Below are 19,307 nucleotides of genomic sequence, written 5' to 3' on the forward strand. Positions count from 1 at the left end.
CCAGAGGGACATCATGAGCCATCAACTCACCTTCGCCGATAGTGAATTCAGCACTAAGCGCCGTCAGACCCGAAAAGAGATTTTCCTCTCCCGCATGGAGCAGATTCTGCCATGGCAAAACATGGTGGAAGTCATCGAGCCGTTTTATCCCAAGGCGGGCAATGGCCGACGGCCCTATCCGCTGGAGACCATGCTGCGTATTCACTGCATGCAGCATTGGTACAACCTGAGCGACGGTGCCATGGAAGATGCCCTGTACGAAATCGCCTCCATGCGCCTGTTTGCCCGATTATCCCTGGATAGCGCCCTGCCGGATCGCACCACCATCATGAATTTCCGCCACCTGCTCGAGCAGCATCAACTGGCCCGTCAATTGTTCAAGACCATCAATCGCTGGCTGGCCGAAGCAGGCGTCATGATGACCCAAGGCACTTTGGTGGATGCCACCATCATTGAGGCACCCAGCTCTACCAAGAACAAAGAGCAGCAACGCGATCCGGAGATGCATCAGACCAAGAAAGGCAATCAGTGGCACTTTGGCATGAAGGCCCACATTGGTGTCGATGCCAAGAGTGGCCTGACCCACAGCCTAGTCACCACCGCGGCCAACGAGCATGACCTCAATCAGCTGGGTAATCTGCTTCATGGAGAGGAGCAATTTGTCTCAGCCGATGCCGGCTACCAAGGAGCGCCACAGCGCGAGGAGCTGGCCGAGGTGGATGTGGACTGGCTGATCGCCGAGCGTCCCGGCAAGGTAAAAACCTTGAAGCAGCATCCGCGCAAGAACAAAACGGCCATCAACATCGAATACATGAAAGCCAGCATCCGTGCCAGGGTGGAGCACCCGTTTCGCATCATCAAGCGGCAGTTCGGCTTCGTGAAAGCCAGATACAAAGGGCTGCTGAAAAACGATAACCAACTGGCGATGTTATTCACCCTGGCCAACCTGTTTCGGGTGGACCAAATGATACGTCAGTGGGAGAGATCTCAGTAAAAACCGGAAATAACGCCAGAAATGGTGGAAAAAATAGCCTAAATAGGCTGATTCGATGTGTTTGCGGGAAAAAAATCGGCCCAGATCCGCGAAATTTTAATCAGCGAGTCAGCTTGGGAAGAAATGACCTGCTTATTCGCACCTTCCTTAGCCGAGCAGGCGGAATATTATCCGCGGCTGGCGGCGCAAACCCATATTCCCATTGCCGCCGGCGAACGTATGTTTTCGCGCTTTGAATTTAAACGGGTCCTGGAAGCGGGCGGGGTGGCTATTTTACAACCCGATCTGTCGCACGCAGGCGGTATTACCGAATGCTATAAAATTGCCGGCATGGCGGAAGCCTATGACGTTGGGCTGGCGCCGCACTGCCCGCTGGGGCCGATCGCGCTGGCGGCTTGTCTGCACGTTGATTTCGTTTCACATAACGCGGTCTTCCAGGAGCAGAGCATGGGGATCCACTACAACAAAGGCGCCGAACTGCTTGATTTTGTGAAAAACAAAGAAGATTTCAATATGGAAGGCGGCTTCTTTAAACCTCTGATGAAGCCGGGGCTGGGCGTGGAAATTGATGAGGCCCGCGTGATTGAGTTAAGTAAAAACGCGCCGGACTGGCGAAATCCGTTGTGGCGGTATGAGGATGGATCTGTCGCCGAATGGTAAATGCGCGTCATACTTCGCACTGGTGATGCGTTGGCTGCATTTTCTTACCCAGGTCACATACTATTGTATGCTCCCAGGGATGCGAAAATTTGCCGCCTTTCCCCAGCGCGAATTATTTAGCGCATCGCAACATAGTTATTAATAAAAAACAAAAACACCCTCTGTAAATTACCGGGCATGGTGAGCGGCTTCGCTATGCCCAAAATCTGGAGACAGATTGCGATGGATATTTCAGTTACCGCTGTAAAAACCGGGCGCCGCCGTTATCTGACGCTCATCATGATCTTTATTACCGTGGTTATTTGTTATGTTGACCGCGCCAACCTCGCCGTCGCCTCGGCGCATATTCAGGAGGAGTTTGGTATTAGCAAAGCGGAAATGGGCTACGTATTTTCCGCCTTTGCCTGGCTGTATACCCTCTGCCAGATCCCTGGCGGTTGGTTCCTTGACCGCGTGGGATCCCGGCTTACCTACTTTATCGCTATATTTGGCTGGTCGGTGGCGACGTTGCTACAAGGCTTCGCCACCGGTTTAATGTCGCTCATTGGCCTGCGCGCTATCACCGGGATCTTCGAAGCGCCAGCCTTCCCGACCAACAACCGCATGGTGACCAGCTGGTTCCCGGAGCACGAGCGCGCTTCCGCCGTCGGGTTTTATACCTCGGGGCAATTTGTTGGCCTGGCTTTCCTCACGCCGCTGCTGATTTGGATCCAGGAGCTATTGAGCTGGCACTGGGTGTTTATCGTTACCGGCGGTATCGGCATTATCTGGTCGCTGATCTGGTTCAAGGTTTATCAACCGCCGCGCCTGACTAAAAGCATCAGTAAAGCCGAACTCGACTATATCCGCGACGGCGGCGGCCTGGTGGATGGCGATGCGCCGCTGAAGAAAGAGGCGCGTCAACCGTTATCGAAAGCGGACTGGAAGCTGGTTTTTCACCGCAAGCTGGTTGGCGTTTACCTTGGACAGTTCGCGGTAACCTCGACGCTGTGGTTCTTCCTGACCTGGTTTCCGAACTACTTAACCCAGGAAAAAGGCATCACCGCGCTGAAGGCCGGCTTTATGACCACGGTGCCCTTCCTCGCCGCGTTTTTTGGCGTCCTGCTGTCTGGTTGGCTGGCGGATAAGCTGGTGAAAAAAGGCTACTCGCTGGGCGTGGCGCGCAAAACGCCGATCATCTGTGGACTGTTGATCTCCACCTGCATCATGGGGGCAAACTACACCAACGACCCCATCTGGATCATGGCGCTGATGGCGCTGGCGTTCTTCGGTAACGGTTTTGCGTCTATCACCTGGTCGCTGGTCTCCTCCCTGGCGCCGATGCGCCTGATCGGCCTGACCGGCGGGGTGTTTAACTTTGTTGGCGGCCTGGGCGGCATCACCGTCCCGCTGGTGATTGGCTATCTGGCGCAGGATTACGGCTTTGGCCCGGCGCTGGTTTATATCTCCGTGGTGGCGTTGATAGGCGCGCTGTCTTATATCCTGCTGGTCGGCGATGTGAAACGTGTAGGCTAATTTTTTGCGATACGCTACCCTGATGCGTAAGTCTCGCATCAGGGTATCGTCATGAAACAAGTCACTTTTGCTCCCCGTCATCACCAGCTTACCAATATTAATACCTGGACTCCCGACAGCCAGTGGCTGGTATTCGACGTTCGTCCGTCCGGCGCATCGTTTACCGGCGAAACCATTGAGCGAGTGAACGTAAACAGCGGTACTGTGGAGACCATTTATCGTGCCACGCAGGGCGCGCACGTGGGCGTGGTAACCGTGCATCCAACCCAGGAGCGCTATGTGTTTATTCATGGCCCCGAGCGGCCGGATGCGCAGTGGCAGTATGATTTTCATCATCGCCGCGGGGTGGTGGCCTTTCAGGGGGCTGTCGAGAATCTGGACGCCATGGACATTACCCCCCCCTACACGCCCGGCGCACTGCGCGGCGGCAGCCACGTCCATGTCTATAGCCCCAACGGTCAGTTTGTCAGTTTTACCTACAACGATCACGTGCTGCACGAGCGCGATCCGGCGCTGGATCTGCGCAACGTCGGCGTGGCGGCGCCCTATGGACCGGTGACGCCGCAGGGACAGCATCCGCGCGAATATGGCGGCAGCCACTGGTGCGTGCTGGTAAGCCGCACGACGCCGGCACCCGCGCCGGGCAGCGATGAGATTAATCGCGCCTATGAGGAGGGCTGGGTCGGGAACCATACTCTGGCGTTTATTGGCGATACGCTGGCGGAAAATGGCGATAAAGTGCCTGAGCTGTTTATTGTCGATCTGCCGCAGGATGAAGCCGGCTGGAAGCAGCCTGGCGGGGCGCCGCTGGCCGGTACCGCAACCACAATGCTGGCGCCGCCGGCGGGCGTCAGCCAGCGTCGTTTGACCTTCACCCACCATCGCCGCTACTCGGGACTGGTGAACGTCCCGCGCCACTGGGTGCGCGCCAATCCCCAGGCGACGGCGATAGCCTTTCTGATGCGCGACGACGCCGGCGTAGTGCAGCTGTGGCTTATTTCCCCGCAGGGGGGCGAGCCGCGGCAGTTGACGCATCACGCGTCGGGTATCCAGTCGGCGTTTAACTGGCATCCGTCGGGAGAGTGGCTGGGTTTTGCGCTGGAGGATCGGATTGCCTGCTGCCATGCCGGTACGGGAGATATCACCTTTTTAACCGATACGCATGCGCCCTCGGCGGACGCGATCGTCTTTTCGCCAGACGGTAAACAGATTGCCTGGATGGAGGAGGTGGACGGTTATCGTCAGCTGTGGGTTACGCAGACCGGACGATAACTTACTGGGCAGGCATCGGCGCTGGCGGGATCACCGAGTTGGTCGCCAGCGTAGCCTTCTCGCTCTTTTCGACCCGAGATTTGATTGAGCTGTCGGTGCGGAACATATCCCACGGCAGCAGCAGGGTATCCATGACGGCGGTGAACGGCATGTCCAGCGCCACCAGCGATTTCACACCCCAGTTGGTATCGCTGTCCCCCAGCGTTTGCGCACTGGATCGCGTGCCCGGATAGGTTCCCTCTTTGCCACCGGTATGTGACATTACGCTGGAGCAACCGCTCAGGCTTATTATCCCGCTGAACAGGACCAGCTTTAACAGTCGTCTGCTTTTCATTGTTCTTCCATTGTCGTTTCGGGCGTTGAGATAACCTTTCAGCGGTTATATCGGGCCATCCCGTGAATGCATAGTGTTATTGCGCCGCACTGTGGCGGGCATCGCACTTTGCTTTTTGTGCTCCTCCACCCAGTCTAAGCAATCATCGATAAACTGCAAAAAAAATTGCCCTCAATCCCTTGAAAAGCACGGGGAGAAACCCATTTTATAGGTGTAACCCACTGAGAATACGCCTGAGGGGTATTCCGGATTACCGCGGCCTGTCCACGATGGAAGGTCATTTGATTCTCGCTGATTTTCAGGAGCTATTTACTATGCGTAACTTCGATCTTTCCCCGCTATATCGTTCAGCCATTGGTTTCGACCGCCTGTTCAACCTACTGGAAAACAATCAAAGCCAGAGCAACGGCGGCTACCCTCCGTATAACGTCGAGCTGGTAGACGAAAACCACTATCGCATCGCTATCGCGGTGGCTGGCTTTGCTGAAAGCGAGCTGGAGATCACTGCCCAGGACAATCTGCTGATCGTCAAAGGCGCCCACGCCGCCGAGCAGAAAGAGCGGACCTACCTGTATCAGGGGATCGCCGAGCGCAACTTCGAGCGCAAATTCCAGCTGGCGGAAAACATTCACGTCCGCGGCGCCAATCTGGTGAACGGCCTGCTGTATATCGATCTGGAACGGGTGATCCCGGAAGCGAACAAGCCGCGCCGCATCGAAATCAACTAATTGTCCGTTTCAGGCCGCGTGGCGGCCTGATGTAACAACCTGCTCGCCGTCAGGGAGCAGATGCGAATTTACAGAATTCGCAGGTATTCACTCGCTTCTTAGAAGGAGAAAACAGTATGCGTAACTACGATTTATCCCCCCTGCTGCGTCAATGGATCGGTTTTGACAAACTGGCCAGCGCCCTGCAAACCGCCGGTGAAAGCCAAAGCTTCCCGCCCTATAACATCGAAAAAAGCGACGATAACCACTACCGCATTACCCTTGCGCTGGCCGGTTTCCGTCAGGAAGATCTGGATATTCAACTGGAAGGCACCCGTCTGGTGGTGAAAGGCACGCCGCAGCAGCCGGAAAAAGAGACCACATGGCTGCACCAGGGGTTGGTGAGCCAGGCCTTCAGCCTGAGCTTCACCCTCGCCGACAACATGGAGGTCTCTGGCGCGACCTTCACCAATGGCCTGCTGCATATCGATCTGACCCGCAATGAGCCTGAGCAGATCGCCCCGCAGCGTATCGCCATCAGCGAACGACCGGCATTAAATAGTTAATTAAGCGAATAACTTATAAGGCCCCGATTTTCGGGGCTTTTTTGTGTGCGAGAGCACAATAAACTTCCTTGCTGCAACGGGTGTTTCAGTTTAAAAAACAATCATACTTTGGGACTCACTCAAACAAGGATACGTTATGAACGAACAGCAGCCATTTGAAGCGATTAGAAAGAGCGATGAGGCGGGGCGGGAGTATTGGTCTGCCCGCAACCTTGGTCCCCTGCTTGACTATAAAGAGTGGCGGAATTTTTATAAGGTCATTGCAAAAGCGATAATTTCATGTGAGGCGAGTGGTCATCCCTCGGCAGACCATTTTGTTGAAACCAACAAAATGGTCGAATTAGGTTCTGGCGCCAGCAGGAATCTTGAAGATTTCCACCTCTCACGCTACGCCTGCTATCTGGTAGTGCAAAATGGCGATCCGTCGAAACCGGTGATTGCTGCGGGGCAAACGTACTTTGCCTTGCAAACCCGGCGCCAGGAATTGCAAGATGATCAAATATTTAAGTCTCTACGAGAGGATGAAAAGCGACTGTTCCTGCACAATGAGCTCAAAGAGCATAATAAACATCTGGTTGAAACGGCCCAACGTGCTGGTGTTGAGACGACTCTTGATTTTGCTGTCTTTCAAAACCATGGTTATAAAGGTCTCTATGGTGGTCTTGACCAAAAAGCAATCCATGAGCGTAAGGGCCTAAAGAAAAGCCAAAAAATACTCGACTATATGGGATCGACTGAGCTCGCGGCCAACCTGTTTCGTGCTACCCAAACGGAAGAAAAACTACGTCGGGACGCGGTTGATTCGAAGCAACTCGCCAACAAAACGCATTATGACGTAGGGCAAAAAGTACGCCAGACTATTAAAGACCTGGGTGGCACTATGCCTGAAGCACTTCCTTCCCCGGAGAAAAGTATTCAGCAACTCACTATCGCAGCGAAAAATAAGAACGCGCCTGAGTAGCGTATCTTACTCCATGATTATTGTGCGCCAGGCGGCATACAATCCACCTGGCAGCGGTCATAATCCCTGTAGTTAATGGTGTTATTCACAGGGACGGTACCATGAGTGAGATAGCATTGACGGTCAGCGTGCTGGCGCTGGTGGCGGTAGTGGGGTTGTGGATCGGCAATGTCAAAATCCGCGGCGTCGGCTTTGGCATTGGCGGCGTCCTGTTTGGCGGGATTATTGTCGGCCACTTTGTCGATCAGGCAGGGGTCACCCTCAGCAGCCCGATGCTGCATTTTATTCAGGAATTCGGCTTGATCCTGTTTGTCTACACCATCGGTATTCAGGTGGGGCCGGGCTTTTTCGCCTCGCTGCGGGTCTCTGGCCTGCGGCTCAATCTGTTCGCTATTCTTATCGTTATCCTCGGCGGCCTGGTGACCGCGGTGCTGCATAAACTGTTCAATATTCCTCTCCCGGTGGTGCTCGGTATCTTCTCCGGTGCGGTGACCAACACGCCAGCGCTGGGGGCCGGGCAGCAAATTCTGCGCGATCTCGGCGTACCGTTCGAGGTGGTCGATCAAATGGGGATGAGCTACGCGATGGCGTATCCGTTCGGCATCTGCGGCATTCTGCTGACCATGTGGCTGGTGCGTCTGTTCTTTCGCATCAATGTCGAGAAAGAGGCCCAGCGGTTTGAGGAGAGCAGCGGTAACGGCCACGCCCATTTACACACCATCAACGTGCGGGTGGAAAACCCCAACCTCAACCAGATGGCGATTCAGGATGTGCCGATGCTCAACAACGACAACATCGTCTGTTCGCGGCTGAAACGCGGTGAGCTGTTGATGGTGCCTGCGCCGGGCACCCTTATCCAGGCTGGCGACCTGCTGCACCTGGTGGGGCGACCTGAGGATTTGCACAATGCGCAGCTGGTGATAGGCCAGGAGGTGGCGACCTCGCTGTCGACGCGCGGCACCGATCTGAAAGTGGAGCGGGTGGTGGTCACTAACGAAAAAGTGCTGGGAAAGAAAATACGCGATCTGCACGTCAAACAGCGCTATGACGTAGTGATCTCCCGGCTTAACCGGGCAGGCGTCGAGCTGGTAGCCAGCAGCAGCGCCAGCCTGCAGTTTGGTGACATCCTCAACCTGGTCGGCCGTCCGGAGGCAATTGACGCCGTGGCCGCCGAACTGGGTAACGCTCAGCAGAAGCTGCAGCAGGTCCAGATGCTGCCGGTGTTTATCGGCATCGGACTCGGGGTACTGCTGGGATCTATCCCGTTGTTTATTCCCGGCTTCCCTGCAGCATTGAAGCTGGGACTGGCCGGTGGGCCGCTGATTATGGCGCTGATCCTTGGGCGTATCGGCAGTATCGGCAAGCTGTACTGGTTTATGCCGCCGAGCGCCAACCTGGCGCTGCGCGAGCTGGGGATCGTGCTGTTTCTGGCGGTGGTCGGGCTAAAATCGGGGGGTGACTTTGTCGCCACCCTGACCCAGGGCGATGGTCTGAGCTGGATCGCTTACGGTATTTTCATCACCGCCATCCCGCTGCTGACGGTGGGCGTCCTCGCGCGCATGCTGGCGAAAATGAACTATCTGACGCTGTGCGGCATGCTGGCCGGCTCCATGACCGACCCGCCGGCGCTGGCCTTCGCCAACAACCTGCACGCCACCAGCGGCGCAGCGGCGCTCTCGTATGCCACCGTCTATCCGCTGGTGATGTTCCTGCGCATTATCACCCCGCAGCTACTCGCCGTGCTGTTCTGGGGGCTAAGCTAGCGGGCTTTGCGCCTGGACGCGGCGCAGGTGATAGTCCACCTGATACTCGCTGGCGTTGCGGAACATGACCGAATAGTTAAGAAACTCGCCGCTGTCGCTGTAGGAAAGGGAGGTAATACGCAGCAGCGGCGTCTGCTCCGGGACGTTCATTGAGCGCGCCAACTGCTTGTCCGCCAGCACCGGCGTCAGCGTTTCATAGTTCCCGCTGATGATGATCCCGCACTCTTTCTCAATATAATCAAATTTCGACCCTTCCAGATGACTCAGCGACAGGTTGCGGAACAGCTTCACCGGCATATAGCTATCCTCCAGCATCAGCGGCTTGCCGTCGACGTAGCGCACCCGCCGTGAGAAGTAGATCCGTTCATCAATTTTAATCCGCAGCAGACTGGCGATGGCCGGCGGGGCGGGCATCACCTCGAAGGCCAGCACCTGACTCACCACCTCTTTACCCTGCTTGCGCAGCACTTCCGCCAGGCCGGTCAGATTGCTGGTTTCATGATGGACGTCTTTACGCGCCACGTAAGTTCCCGAGCCGTGGCGACGCACAACCAATCCCCAGTCCACCAGCAGATCGATGGCTTTGCGAATAGTCATGCGCGCCACCCCGAACTCCTCGGCCAGTTTTTTCTCTCCTGGTAGCGGGCTGCCGATGGCGAAGTCGGCGGAATTCAGCCGCAGCCGCAGGCGGTCAGCAATGGATTTATAGATCACCAGTAGTCCTCTTGTGCAGGAAAAGGGGATGTCGCTTTGTGCTCTTTTTTCTAAAAAAATAGATTAATTACAATCAATTAAGACACATTCATTTAGTTAATTTCGCTGCCTGACTTATCGATGTCTAACTTTTGTTACCGAAGTAGACAACTTTGGCCAAATTAAAACCATGAATGGGATCACGAATCGCAACGGCGCGGCATGTTGTCGGACGGGCAAATTTTTATTCTCCAGTCAGGCCGGTAATCAAGAAAAAGAAGGCCACTCACCCTACGAGTTGTTACATGAGGATTTCCCAATGCTCAGTCAAATACAACGCTTTGGCGGCGCCATGTTTACCCCGGTTTTGTTGTTTCCTTTTGCCGGGATCGTGGTCGGTATCGCCATCATGCTGCGCAACCCGATGTTCGTCGGCGAAGCGCTGACCGCACCCGACAGCCTGTTTGCCCAGATCGTTCACATCATTGAGGAGGGCGGCTGGACCGTCTTTCGTAATATGCCGCTGATTTTCGCCGTCGGTCTGCCGATCGGCCTGGCGAAACAGGCCCAGGGCCGGGCCTGTCTGGCGGTGCTGGTGAGCTTTCTCACCTGGAACTACTTTATCAACGCCATGGGGATGACTTGGGGCCACTTCTTCGGCGTCGATTTTTCCGCTGAACCCACGGCCGGCAGCGGCCTGACGATGATTGCCGGGATTAAAACCCTCGACACCAGCATTATCGGCGCCATCGTCATCTCCGGTCTGGTGACGGCCCTGCACAATCGCTATTTCGATAAACCCCTGCCGGTATTCCTCGGCATCTTTCAGGGTTCATCGTTTGTGGTCATTGTCGCCTTCCTCGCGATGATCCCTTGCGCCTGGCTGACCCTGCTCGGCTGGCCAAAGGTCCAGCTGGGCATTGAATCACTGCAGGCCTTCCTGCGCTCAGCCGGGGCGCTTGGGGTGTGGGTTTACATCTTCCTTGAGCGCATCCTGATCCCCACCGGCCTGCACCACTTCGTCTATGGCCCGTTCATCTTTGGCCCGGCGGTGGTGGAGGGCGGACTGCAGGTCTACTGGGCAGAGCATCTGCAGGCGTTCAGTCAGAGTACGGAACCGCTGAAGACGCTGTTCCCGGAGGGCGGCTTTGCCCTGCACGGTAACTCGAAAGTGTTTGGGTCGGTGGGGATTGCGCTGGCGCTCTACTTCACCGCCGCGCCGGAAAACCGCGTCAAGGTCGCCGGTCTGCTCATCCCCGCCACCCTGACCGCGATGCTGGTCGGGATCACTGAGCCGCTGGAGTTCACCTTCCTGTTCATCTCGCCGCTGTTGTTCGCCGTTCACGCGGTGCTGGCGGCGACCATGGCGACGGTGATGTACATCTGCGGCGTGGTGGGCAACTTCGGCGGCGGCCTGCTCGATCAATTCTTGCCGCAAAACTGGATCCCGATGTTCCATCACCACGCTTCGATGATGTTCATTCAGATAGGCATCGGCCTCTGTTTCACCGCCCTCTACTTCGTAGTCTTCCGTACCCTGATCCTGCGTCTGAACCTGAAGACGCCTGGCAGGGAAGAGAGCGAAATCAAGCTCTACAGCAAGGCCGATTACCAGGCGGCACGAGGTAAAACCACGGCCGCCGCCGCGCCAGAGACCCGGCTGGGTCAGGCCGCTGGCTTCCTGCAGGCCCTCGGCGGCGCCGACAACATTGAAAGCATCAACAACTGCGCCACCCGACTGCGCATCGCGCTGGTCGATATGGCGAAAACGCAAAGTGACGACGTCTTTAAAGCGCTGGGCGCCCACGGGGTAGTACGCCGCGGCAACGGGATTCAGGTCATCGTCGGCCTGCACGTTCCCCAGGTGCGCGACCAGCTGGAAAACCTGATGAAAGATTCTCTTTCGACCGAACATACCACCATGACGGAGGCAGTATCATGAAAAAATTCTCAGTTGTTATCGCAGGCGGCGGCAGCACCTTCACCCCGGGCATTGTCCTGATGCTGCTGGCAAACCAGGATCGTTTTCCGCTGCGGTCGCTGAAATTTTATGACAACGACGGCGCGCGCCAGGAGACCATCGCCGAGGCGTGCAAAGTGATCCTCAAAGAGCAGGCGCCGGAGATTGAGTTCAGCTATACCACCGATCCGCAGGCGGCGTTTACCGATGTTGATTTTGTCATGGCGCATATCCGCGTCGGGAAATATCCGATGCGTGAACAGGATGAGAAAATCCCGCTTCGCCACGGCGTGCTGGGCCAGGAGACCTGCGGACCGGGCGGGATCGCCTACGGTATGCGCTCTATCGGCGGCGTGCTGGAGCTGGTGGATTATATGGAAAAATATTCGCCGAACGCCTGGATGCTTAACTACTCCAACCCGGCGGCGATTGTGGCGGAAGCCACTCGTCGTCTGCGGCCGAACGCCAAAATCCTCAACATCTGCGATATGCCGATCGGCATTGAAGGGCGGATGGCGCAGATTGTCGGCCTCAAAGACCGTAAACAGATGCGCGTGCGCTACTACGGCCTCAACCACTTCGGCTGGTGGACGTCGATTGAGGACCTCGACGGCAATGATTTGATGCCGAAACTGCGCGAATATGTGGCGAAATACGGCTATGTGCCGCCCTCGAACGATCCGCACACCGAGGCCAGCTGGAACGACACCTTTGCCAAAGCGAAAGATGTGCAGGCGCTGGATCCGCAGACCATGCCGAACACCTACCTGAAATATTATCTGTTCCCGGACTATGTGGTAGCCCACTCCAACCCGGAACGCACCCGCGCCAATGAGGTGATGGATCATCGGGAGAAAAACGTCTTCAGCGCCTGCCGGGCGATCATCGCCGCCGGGAAATCCACCGCCGGCGATCTGGAGATTGACGAGCATGCCTCCTATATCGTCGATCTGGCGACGGCTATCGCCTTTAACACGCAGGAAAGGATGCTGCTGATTGTGCCGAACAATGGCGCGATCCATAACTTTGACGCCGACGCGATGGTGGAGATCCCTTGTCTGGTAGGCCACAACGGACCGGAGCCGCTGACGGTAGGCGACATCCCGCATTTCCAGAAAGGGCTGATGAGCCAGCAGGTGGCAGTGGAAAAACTGGTGGTCGATGCCTGGGAACAGCGCTCTTACCACAAGCTGTGGCAGGCGATTACCCTGTCGAAAACCGTGCCGAGCGCCTCGGTGGCGAAAGCGATCCTCGACGACCTCATTGCCGCCAACAAAGATTATTGGCCTGAGCTGCATTAATCCCCGTTGTACTACCGGCGCCCTGCGGGGCGCCGGTTCTTCTCCCCGGTTCCTGATTTACGCTATGCTGAAGCCTGCAGCGCGATGAACAAGGAACTGTAATGAAAATCTCCCGCCTCGGCGAAGCGCCGGATTACCGCTTTTCGCTGGCTAACGAACGCACCTTTCTGGCATGGATCCGCACGGCGCTCGGTTTTCTCGCCGCCGGCGTCGGCCTTGACCAGTTAGCGCCGGACTTTGCCACGCCGCTGATCCGTGAAATTCTCGCCCTGCTGCTGTGTCTCTTTGCCGGCGGCATGGCCATCTATGGCTATCTGCGCTGGCTGAATAACGAGAAGGCGATGCGTCTCAAGCAGGACCTTCCCTATACCCGCACGCTGCTGGTGATTAGCATTCTGCTGCTGGCGGTGGTGGCCGCGGTGATGCTGCTGGTGGTGTATGGCGGATAAACGCCGGGCGCGGCGGGAAAGCGATCCCGGTCTTCAGCCAGAGCGCACCTCGCTGGCCTGGTTTCGCACCCTGTTGGGCTACGGCGCGCTGATGGCGCTGGCGATTAAGCACAGCTGGCACCGCGCCGGCCTGCCGTTCTGGCTGTCGATCGGCGTGCTGGCGATTGTGGCGGTGATCCTCTGGGGCTATACCCGCCGTCGTCATCTGATGGATGTCGACGATAGCGATTTTTTACAGCCGCGGGCGGTTCGTGACAAATTTTTGATCGCACTCGCAGTACTTTCTCTGGCATTCCTGTTTGCTGTTACTCACCTTCAACCGATCGTTTTATTCATTAGGGATATGTCATGACAGGATGTCCGGCGAATTTGCCTCTCACTCATGCCCCCGGCCAGCAACATGACACTCCCTTTCAGGCTGTCGTGGTGGAGGCGCATCATTGCCATCAACCGCAGGCGTTCTATGCACAGCTTCGTCAACAGGGGCTCACCGCTATCCATTTTATTCCGCAGCTGGCGGCCGGCGACGCCGCGCTTTGGGGAGAGTTTCTCTGCGCAGTCTTTCACCGCTGGGTGCGGGAAGATATTGGGCGCATCAATATTTTACTGTTTAGCGAGACGCTGAGCGCCTGGTGTGGGGAGACGCTGACCCAGCCAGGCGCGCCGGCGGCCAACAGCACCTGCTACGGCTGCCCGTGGCTGCGCCTGTGCCGCTGTGGCGAACAGGAAGACCCGCTGTGCGCGGGTTACCGGCAGTTCTACGATTTTAGCGGGCCCTATATGCGAGTGATGCGGGACCTGCGACGACAGCAGCGGCCACCAGAGGCGCTGATGCCGCTGCTGCGCTAAAGATTAGCGCCCCTTCGCCAGGTACTGCGCCATCTCCTCTTCCGGCACCATGCCGCCGCCGGTGGCCCACACCAGGTGGGTGGCCTGCTGCAGCTGTTGCTCACTCAGCCCCTGCAGCTGATGGTACGCTTTGCTGGCGCAGACCCGCTGCGCTCCGGCCATCCCGGCCAGCGCGGAGGGTTCAAGGCGGATATTTTCCGCTGCCGCCAGCCAGCCCAGCATGTCATACATCGTCTGGTCGTCAAGGGTATAGAACCCGTCGAGCAGGCGCTCCATTGCCCGGCCAACGAACCCGGACGCCCTGCCGACCGCCAGACCGTCGGCCGCGGTCAGGTTATCAATACCTAAATCCTGCACCGCTATCTGGTCGTGGAGCCCGGTATAGACGCCGAGCAGCATGCATGGCGAATGGGTCGGTTCGGCGAACAGGCAGTGAACGTGGTCGCCGAAGGCCAGCTTCAGGCCAAATGCCACGCCGCCGGGGCCGCCGCCGACGCCGCACGGCAGATAGACGAACAGCGGGTGATCGGCATCGACCACGCGCCCTGCTTTGGCAAACTGCGCCTTCAGGCGCTCGCCGGCTACGGCATAGCCGAGGAACAGCGTGCGTGAGTTTTCATCATCAATGAAAAAGCAGTTCGGATCGGATTCCGCTGCCTTGCGCCCCTGTTCGACCGCCACGCCATAGTCCTCTTCATACTCAACCACCGTTACGCCGTGGCTGCGCAGTTTGGCTTTTTTCCACGCCCTGGCATCGGCGGACATATGCACCGTGACTTGAAAACCAATGCGCGCGCTCATGATGCCTATCGACATCCCAAGGTTGCCGGTGGAGCCGACGGCGATGCTGAACTGGCTAAAGAACTGTTTAAACTCCGGCGTCAGCAATTTGCGATAATCGTCTGCGGTCGTCAGCAGCCCGGCTTCCAGCGCCAGCTTTTCCGCATGGGTCAGCACTTCATAAATCCCACCGCGCGCTTTGATTGAGCCGGAGATTGGCAGATGGCTGTCTTTTTTCAGCAGCAGTTCGCCGCTAATTGGCTGGCCGAATTTTTGCTCAAGGCTGCGTTTCATTGCCGGAATGGCAACCACTTCTGATTCGATAATCCCGCAGCTCGCGGCGGTTTCCGGGAAGGCTGCCGCCAGATAGGGCGCGAAGCGCTGAAGGCGGGCATGGGCGTCTTGCACATCGTCGGCGGTCAGACCGACGTAAGGCAACCCCTCCGCCAGGGTGGTGGTTGCCGGGTTAAACCAGGTAGTTTCTTTCAGGGCGATCAGATCCTGCACAAGCGGGAAGGTCGCGGTTAAGGTGGTCAGGTCAGCGTTTTTCATATTACGTCTCGTTCGCTTAGATGATGAAAGAAAGCAGGAAGGTGGCGGCCAGTGCAAGTAGCGACGCGATAAATGTCGCTGTCGTGTAGTACTTGAACGTTTCACTGAGGCTGGCGCCGCAGTACTGTTTTACCAGCCAGAACAGGGAATCGGTGACGATCGTGCAGCCAATGGCGCCGGAACCGATGGCAATGGCGATGATCTCCGGGCTTACGCCGGGATAAAGCGGCAGCATCGGGGCAACGATGGCGGTAGCGCCCATCATCGCCACGGTGGCGGAGCCAACGGCGGCGTGCAGGATAAGCGCCACCAGCCAGGCCAGCAAAATCGGGTGCATATCAAGGTTCGACAGGATCACCGCGAGGCTATCGGCCAGGCCGCTGGATTTCAAAATCGCGTTGAATGCGCCGCCGGCGCCGATAATCAGCAGGATGTTGGCGATGGACCCAAAGCCGTTTTCGGTATGAGTCAGCAGAACGCCCATCCCCATTTGCCGACGGATGCCGAGCATGTAATAGGCGACAAAGACGGCGATAAACATCGCGGTGATGGGGTTGCCGATAAATTCCAGCACTGTATACAGCGTGCCGCCTTTCGCCATATTCAGTTCAGCGACGGTTTTCACCAGCATCAGGCCAATCGGTAACAGCACGGTAAACAGCGTAGCGCCGAGCGACGGCAGCGTCGATTCTTCGCGAACGTCGAGGTTGGAAAACTCGGCTGGCACTGGTTTAAACGGCAGGCGGTTGCCGAGCAGCCTGAGGAACAGCGGGCCGCCGACCAGCGAGGCGATCAGACCGACCAGCAGGCCATAGACGATAACCGTCCCGATATCAGCCCCCAGTTTATTCGCCACGAACAGCGCGGCCGGATGCGGCGGTACCACGCAGTGCACCACCATCAGCGCGGAACACAGCGGAATAGCCAGCTTCAGCAGCGAAGTATTGGTTTTTTTGGCGATGGAGAATGCCAGCGGGATCAGCAGCACCACCCCGACTTCGACAAACAGGGTAATGCCGCAGATCAGGCCGACCAGCACCATAATCACGTCCGCCGACAGCCAGCGGCAGCGCTGGAGCGTCAGGCCGATGCGCTCCGCCGCGCCGGAGACCTCCATCATCTTGCCGAGAATGGTGCCGAGACCGATCACCGCCGCCAGGAAGCCCAGCGTACCGCCGATCCCGCTCTCAATGGCGTTGACCATCTCCAGCGGGCCCATTCCCATCATCGCCCCGACGAAAAAGCTCGCCAGCAGCAGCGCCAGAAACGGATGAAACTTCAGTTTGACGATGGTTAATACAATTAACACGATGCTAATCAGCAATGTGCTCACAACCCAAATTTGCGATTCCATACCCCACCTCGCCGTAAGTAACGTGTGGTTATTGAACAGAAACTCGGCATGGGCTGACAAACGATATAAATAACCTTTCAGATGAGCCAAATTGAATCAAAAAGGTGATTTAGCTCTAAAAGTGACCTCTAAATATGCTATGGGTCAAATTAACTCATCCTTTAGCGGAAGTTCCGGCGTTATTTTTTTATCATCCAGACTCCCTTTTATCGCCAGGAGCGCATAGTGGATGTGCTAATAACCTTAGGTACCCGGTTGCTGAACGGCTGGCAACTCTCCAGGCTGTCGACGTTTGAGGTGGCGGCGCGGCACGAGTCGTTCGCCCTTGCCGCCGACGAGCTGGCGCTCACCCCAAGCGCCGTCAGTCACCGGATTAATCAGCTGGAAGAGGAGCTGGGGATCCAGCTCTTTGTCCGCTCGCACCGCAAAGTGGAGCTGACGCGTGAAGGGAAGCGCGTTTACTGGGCGCTGAAGGCGTCGCTGGATGGTCTCAATCAGGAGATTCTGGACATCAAAAACCAGGAGCTCTCCGGCAGTCTGACGGTCTACTCGCGGCCCTCTATCGCCCAGTGCTGGCTGGTGCCGGCGCTGGGGGATTTCAGTCGCCGCTACCCGGCCATCTCGCTGACCGTGCTGACCGGCAACGATAACGTCAACCTGCAGCGGGCGGGTATCGATCTGGCAATCTATTTTGATGACGCGCCGTCGTCGCAGCTAAGCCACCATTTTCTGATGGATGAGGCGATCGTGCCGGTATGTACGCCGTATTACGCCCGCCAGCTGCAGTTAACGTCAAATCCTGCCAGTCTGCGCCACTGTACGCTGCTTCACGATCGCCAGGCATGGAGCAATGATTCCGGCACCGATGAATGGTTCAGTTGGGCACAACAATTTGGGATTGAACTGCCGCAATCGTCGGGCATCGGCTTCGATCGTTCTGATTTAGCGGTGATTGCGGCGATGAATCATGTCGGGGTAGCGATGGGGCGTAAGCGGCTGGTGCAGAAGCGGCTGGAGAGTGGGGAGTTGATCGCCCCGTTCGGCGATATGACGCTGAAATGCCACCAGCACTACTATGTGACCACCCTGCCGGGCCGCCAGTGGCCGAAAATCGACGCCTTTATCGAGTGGCTGCATAGCCTGACCTGAAAAAGAGCCGGGCTATCCCTCGGAGTTGTTAGGGAGGCCGGGTAGGGCGTGCGCCGCCACCCGGCAAAATGACGGCACTGCGCTTGCGCGGGCCGGCAGACGACCAGTCCGGTAGCCCGGATAAGGCGTCAGCCGCCATCCGGGGAACGGCCGCCGCGCTTATACCGGCTGCTGATGGTGGGTAAAGCGCGAGGCCAGCGGCAGCCAGCACAGCAGAATCAACAGGCCCATCAGCATCATCAGCAGGCCGAGGCTGCCCTGACCGGTTTGCGGCATCATCGCCGACAGCCAGGCCAGCACGCCGGAGCCGATATTCTGCAAGCCGCCCACCAGCGCCCCGGCGGTTCCGGCGAGGAACGGGAACGGCTCCATCGCGCCGCTGGTGGCCAGCGGGAACAACATCCCGGCGCCGAAGAAGAACAGCGCCGCAGGCACCAGCAGGGTCCAGACGGTCATGATGCCCAGCAGCCCTGGGATCCACATCATCAGACCCGCCAGCAGGCAGCAGATCACCGACTGCCACATCAGGGTCGGGAAACGCTTGTTGGGGCGGCCGGCAAACCACGCCCCGAAGAACGCCGCCGGGATCGGCAGAATAAACAGAATACTCACCGCCATGCTGCTCAGGCCGAGCACCGCGCCCATCAGCACCCCGGAGCAGGCTTCGAATACCGCAATCCCCGACAGGCCGCCGATCAGCATCAGCAGATAGCAGTTAAAGGCGCCGGTGCCGAACAGCGTTTTGTAGCTGGCCAGAAGTTTGGTGCGCGGCGCCCCTTCCGGGCGCGTTTCCGGCATCCACTTCGCCATGCTGAAGGTCACCCCGGCGCACAGGACCAGCAGGAAAGCGTAGCAGGCGCGCCAGCTCCACAGGGTGTCGAGGATGCCGCCGAGCAGCGGGGCAATCAGCGGGCTGACCAGAATACCCATATTTAACAGGCTATTGGCATGACGCAGCTGAGCGCCTTCGTACAGGTCGCGGGGCAGGGTGCGCGCCATCACGCCGCCGACCCCGGTGCCCATCCCCTGCATGGCGCTGGCGGCGATCAGCACCGGCAGGCTATGGGTGGTAATAGCTACCAGCGTCGCCAGCATAAAAATCGACATCCCGACGAGGATCACCGGGCGGCGACCGACGCGGTCAGAGAGCGGGCCGTAGAATAGCTGTGAAATACCGTAGGTCAGCAGGTAGGCCGCCATCACGCTTTGTACCGCCCCTTCGCGGACGTTCAGCGCGACCGCCATGTCGGCGATGGCCGGAATATAAATGGTCTGCGCCATCTGGCCGACGGCCACCAGCAGTACCAGCATCAACAACAAATTGAAGTTCTTATGCCGTTTCATGTCGATGAATACTTTGTGAGTAAAGAGAAATGAAGAATATGTGACTACCACATCCCGTAAACGATGGAGGAATCTACCATATTAAAATGACAGAACAACTGCAA

The 19,307-nt window shown here is 57.5% G+C and carries 20 protein-coding genes, 1 pseudogene and 1 other annotated feature; of the genes and pseudogenes, 16 read left to right on the forward strand and 5 right to left on the reverse strand.

Annotated features, from left to right (window positions below):
- The first annotated feature begins 13 nt into the window (after positions 1-13).
- From KB892_RS25660 to KB892_RS25675, 5 genes and pseudogenes are all read left to right on the forward strand, one after another.
- Complete coding sequence (locus KB892_RS25660) at positions 14-994, forward strand: IS5-like element ISKpn26 family transposase (RefSeq protein WP_000019473.1); 981 nt, start codon at positions 14-16, stop codon at positions 992-994.
- A complete protein-coding gene (locus KB892_RS31715; protein WP_369776212.1) occupies positions 976-1,230 on the forward strand; it encodes a hypothetical protein in 255 nt (84 codons plus the stop codon). Before KB892_RS25660 ends, KB892_RS31715 begins: the two co-directional genes overlap by 19 nt.
- Positions 1,136-1,654: pseudogene (locus KB892_RS25665) on the forward strand (enolase C-terminal domain-like protein); the annotation flags it as partial. The gene KB892_RS31715 and the pseudogene KB892_RS25665, both read left to right, overlap by 95 nt.
- A 177-nt stretch (positions 1,655-1,831) precedes the next feature.
- Complete coding sequence (locus KB892_RS25670; RefSeq protein ID WP_021440944.1) at positions 1,832-3,169, forward strand: MFS transporter; 1,338 nt, start codon at positions 1,832-1,834, stop codon at positions 3,167-3,169.
- A gap of 51 nt (positions 3,170-3,220) precedes the next feature.
- On the forward strand, positions 3,221-4,441 hold the full coding sequence (locus tag KB892_RS25675; protein ID WP_004151525.1) for a DUF3748 domain-containing protein: 1,221 nt from the start codon (positions 3,221-3,223) through the stop codon (positions 4,439-4,441).
- Position 4,442: 1 nt separating this feature from the next.
- On the opposite strand, the gene KB892_RS25680 is transcribed toward KB892_RS25675, so the two are convergent.
- Positions 4,443-4,775, reverse strand: coding sequence for a YceK/YidQ family lipoprotein (locus tag KB892_RS25680; protein ID WP_004151524.1), 333 nt, complete (start codon positions 4,773-4,775; stop codon positions 4,443-4,445).
- Positions 4,776-5,020: 245 nt separating this feature from the next.
- Positions 5,021-5,096: a sequence feature (ROSE (Repression Of Heat Shock gene Expression) occurs in the 5'-region of heat shock genes and acts as an RNA thermometer to modulate expression.), on the forward strand.
- On the opposite strand from KB892_RS25680, the gene ibpA reads away from it, so the two are divergent.
- The 4 genes from ibpA to KB892_RS25700 all read left to right on the forward strand — a co-directional run bounded on the left by ibpA (position 5,090) and on the right by KB892_RS25700 (position 8,772).
- Entirely contained in the window at positions 5,090-5,503 is a 414-nt protein-coding gene (gene ibpA, locus KB892_RS25685; protein ID WP_004151523.1) for a small heat shock chaperone IbpA, read from the forward strand. (Overlaps the previous feature by 7 nt.)
- A 116-nt stretch (positions 5,504-5,619) precedes the next feature.
- Positions 5,620-6,048: a small heat shock chaperone IbpB gene (gene ibpB, locus KB892_RS25690; RefSeq protein WP_004145074.1), complete on the forward strand. Its 429-nt coding sequence runs from the start codon at positions 5,620-5,622 to the stop codon at positions 6,046-6,048.
- A gap of 136 nt (positions 6,049-6,184) precedes the next feature.
- Positions 6,185-7,009, forward strand: coding sequence for a DNA damage-inducible protein D (gene dinD, locus KB892_RS25695; RefSeq protein ID WP_004151522.1), 825 nt, complete (start codon positions 6,185-6,187; stop codon positions 7,007-7,009).
- 101 nt (positions 7,010-7,110) lie between these two features.
- Complete coding sequence (locus KB892_RS25700) at positions 7,111-8,772, forward strand: putative transporter (protein ID WP_004151521.1); 1,662 nt, start codon at positions 7,111-7,113, stop codon at positions 8,770-8,772.
- Here the strand turns inward: KB892_RS25700 and KB892_RS25705 are convergent.
- Entirely contained in the window at positions 8,764-9,486 is a 723-nt protein-coding gene (locus tag KB892_RS25705) for a GntR family transcriptional regulator (RefSeq protein WP_004151520.1), read from the reverse strand. The two genes, KB892_RS25700 and KB892_RS25705, sit on opposite strands and share 9 nt — an antisense overlap.
- A gap of 298 nt (positions 9,487-9,784) precedes the next feature.
- On the opposite strand from KB892_RS25705, the gene KB892_RS25710 reads away from it, so the two are divergent.
- From KB892_RS25710 to KB892_RS25730, 5 genes are all read left to right on the forward strand, one after another.
- Positions 9,785-11,407 (forward strand): alpha-glucoside-specific PTS transporter subunit IIBC, encoded by a 1,623-nt coding sequence (locus KB892_RS25710; protein ID WP_002923307.1) that lies wholly within the window; start codon positions 9,785-9,787, stop codon positions 11,405-11,407.
- The gene (locus tag KB892_RS25715; protein ID WP_002923306.1) at positions 11,404-12,726 is read left to right on the forward strand and encodes a 6-phospho-alpha-glucosidase; all 1,323 of its coding nucleotides are present in this window, start codon (positions 11,404-11,406) and stop codon (positions 12,724-12,726) included. Before KB892_RS25710 ends, KB892_RS25715 begins: the two co-directional genes overlap by 4 nt.
- Before the next feature lie 101 nt (positions 12,727-12,827).
- A complete protein-coding gene (locus KB892_RS25720; RefSeq protein ID WP_002923305.1) occupies positions 12,828-13,175 on the forward strand; it encodes a YidH family protein in 348 nt (115 codons plus the stop codon).
- Positions 13,165-13,527, forward strand: coding sequence for a DUF202 domain-containing protein (locus tag KB892_RS25725; protein WP_002923304.1), 363 nt, complete (start codon positions 13,165-13,167; stop codon positions 13,525-13,527). Before KB892_RS25720 ends, KB892_RS25725 begins: the two co-directional genes overlap by 11 nt.
- Positions 13,528-13,601: 74 nt before the next feature.
- Positions 13,602-14,024 carry a radical SAM protein gene (locus KB892_RS25730; protein WP_002923302.1) on the forward strand — a complete coding sequence of 141 codons (423 nt, stop codon included), beginning with the start codon at positions 13,602-13,604 and terminating at the stop codon, positions 14,022-14,024.
- Positions 14,025-14,027: 3 nt separating this feature from the next.
- Here the strand turns inward: KB892_RS25730 and dsdA are convergent, their stop codons facing one another.
- Both dsdA and dsdX read right to left on the reverse strand, forming a co-directional pair.
- Positions 14,028-15,356, reverse strand: coding sequence for a D-serine ammonia-lyase (gene dsdA / locus KB892_RS25735; RefSeq protein ID WP_002923300.1), 1,329 nt, complete (start codon positions 15,354-15,356; stop codon positions 14,028-14,030).
- Between the two features lie 16 nt (positions 15,357-15,372).
- On the reverse strand, positions 15,373-16,710 hold the full coding sequence (gene dsdX / locus KB892_RS25740; RefSeq protein WP_002923299.1) for a D-serine transporter DsdX: 1,338 nt from the start codon (positions 16,708-16,710) through the stop codon (positions 15,373-15,375).
- A gap of 91 nt (positions 16,711-16,801) precedes the next feature.
- On the opposite strand from dsdX, the gene KB892_RS25745 reads away from it, so the two are divergent.
- Together KB892_RS25745 and dsdC are read left to right on the forward strand one after the other, a co-directional pair.
- Positions 16,802-16,936 (forward strand): hypothetical protein, encoded by a 135-nt coding sequence (locus tag KB892_RS25745; protein ID WP_004145063.1) that lies wholly within the window; start codon positions 16,802-16,804, stop codon positions 16,934-16,936.
- The gene (gene dsdC, locus KB892_RS25750) at positions 16,936-17,859 is read left to right on the forward strand and encodes a DNA-binding transcriptional regulator DsdC (protein WP_002923298.1); all 924 of its coding nucleotides are present in this window, start codon (positions 16,936-16,938) and stop codon (positions 17,857-17,859) included. The genes KB892_RS25745 and dsdC overlap by 1 nt, the downstream gene beginning before the upstream one ends.
- 159 nt (positions 17,860-18,018) lie before the next feature.
- Here dsdC and emrD read toward each other — a convergent pair whose 3' ends face one another.
- A complete protein-coding gene (gene emrD / locus KB892_RS25755) occupies positions 18,019-19,203 on the reverse strand; it encodes a multidrug efflux MFS transporter EmrD (protein ID WP_002923297.1) in 1,185 nt (394 codons plus the stop codon).
- Positions 19,204-19,307: the final 104 nt, after the last annotated feature.

Origin of the sequence: Klebsiella sp. P1927 (assembly GCF_018204675.1) — a bacterium.
In the GTDB taxonomy this organism is placed as follows: domain Bacteria; phylum Pseudomonadota; class Gammaproteobacteria; order Enterobacterales; family Enterobacteriaceae; genus Klebsiella; species Klebsiella pneumoniae.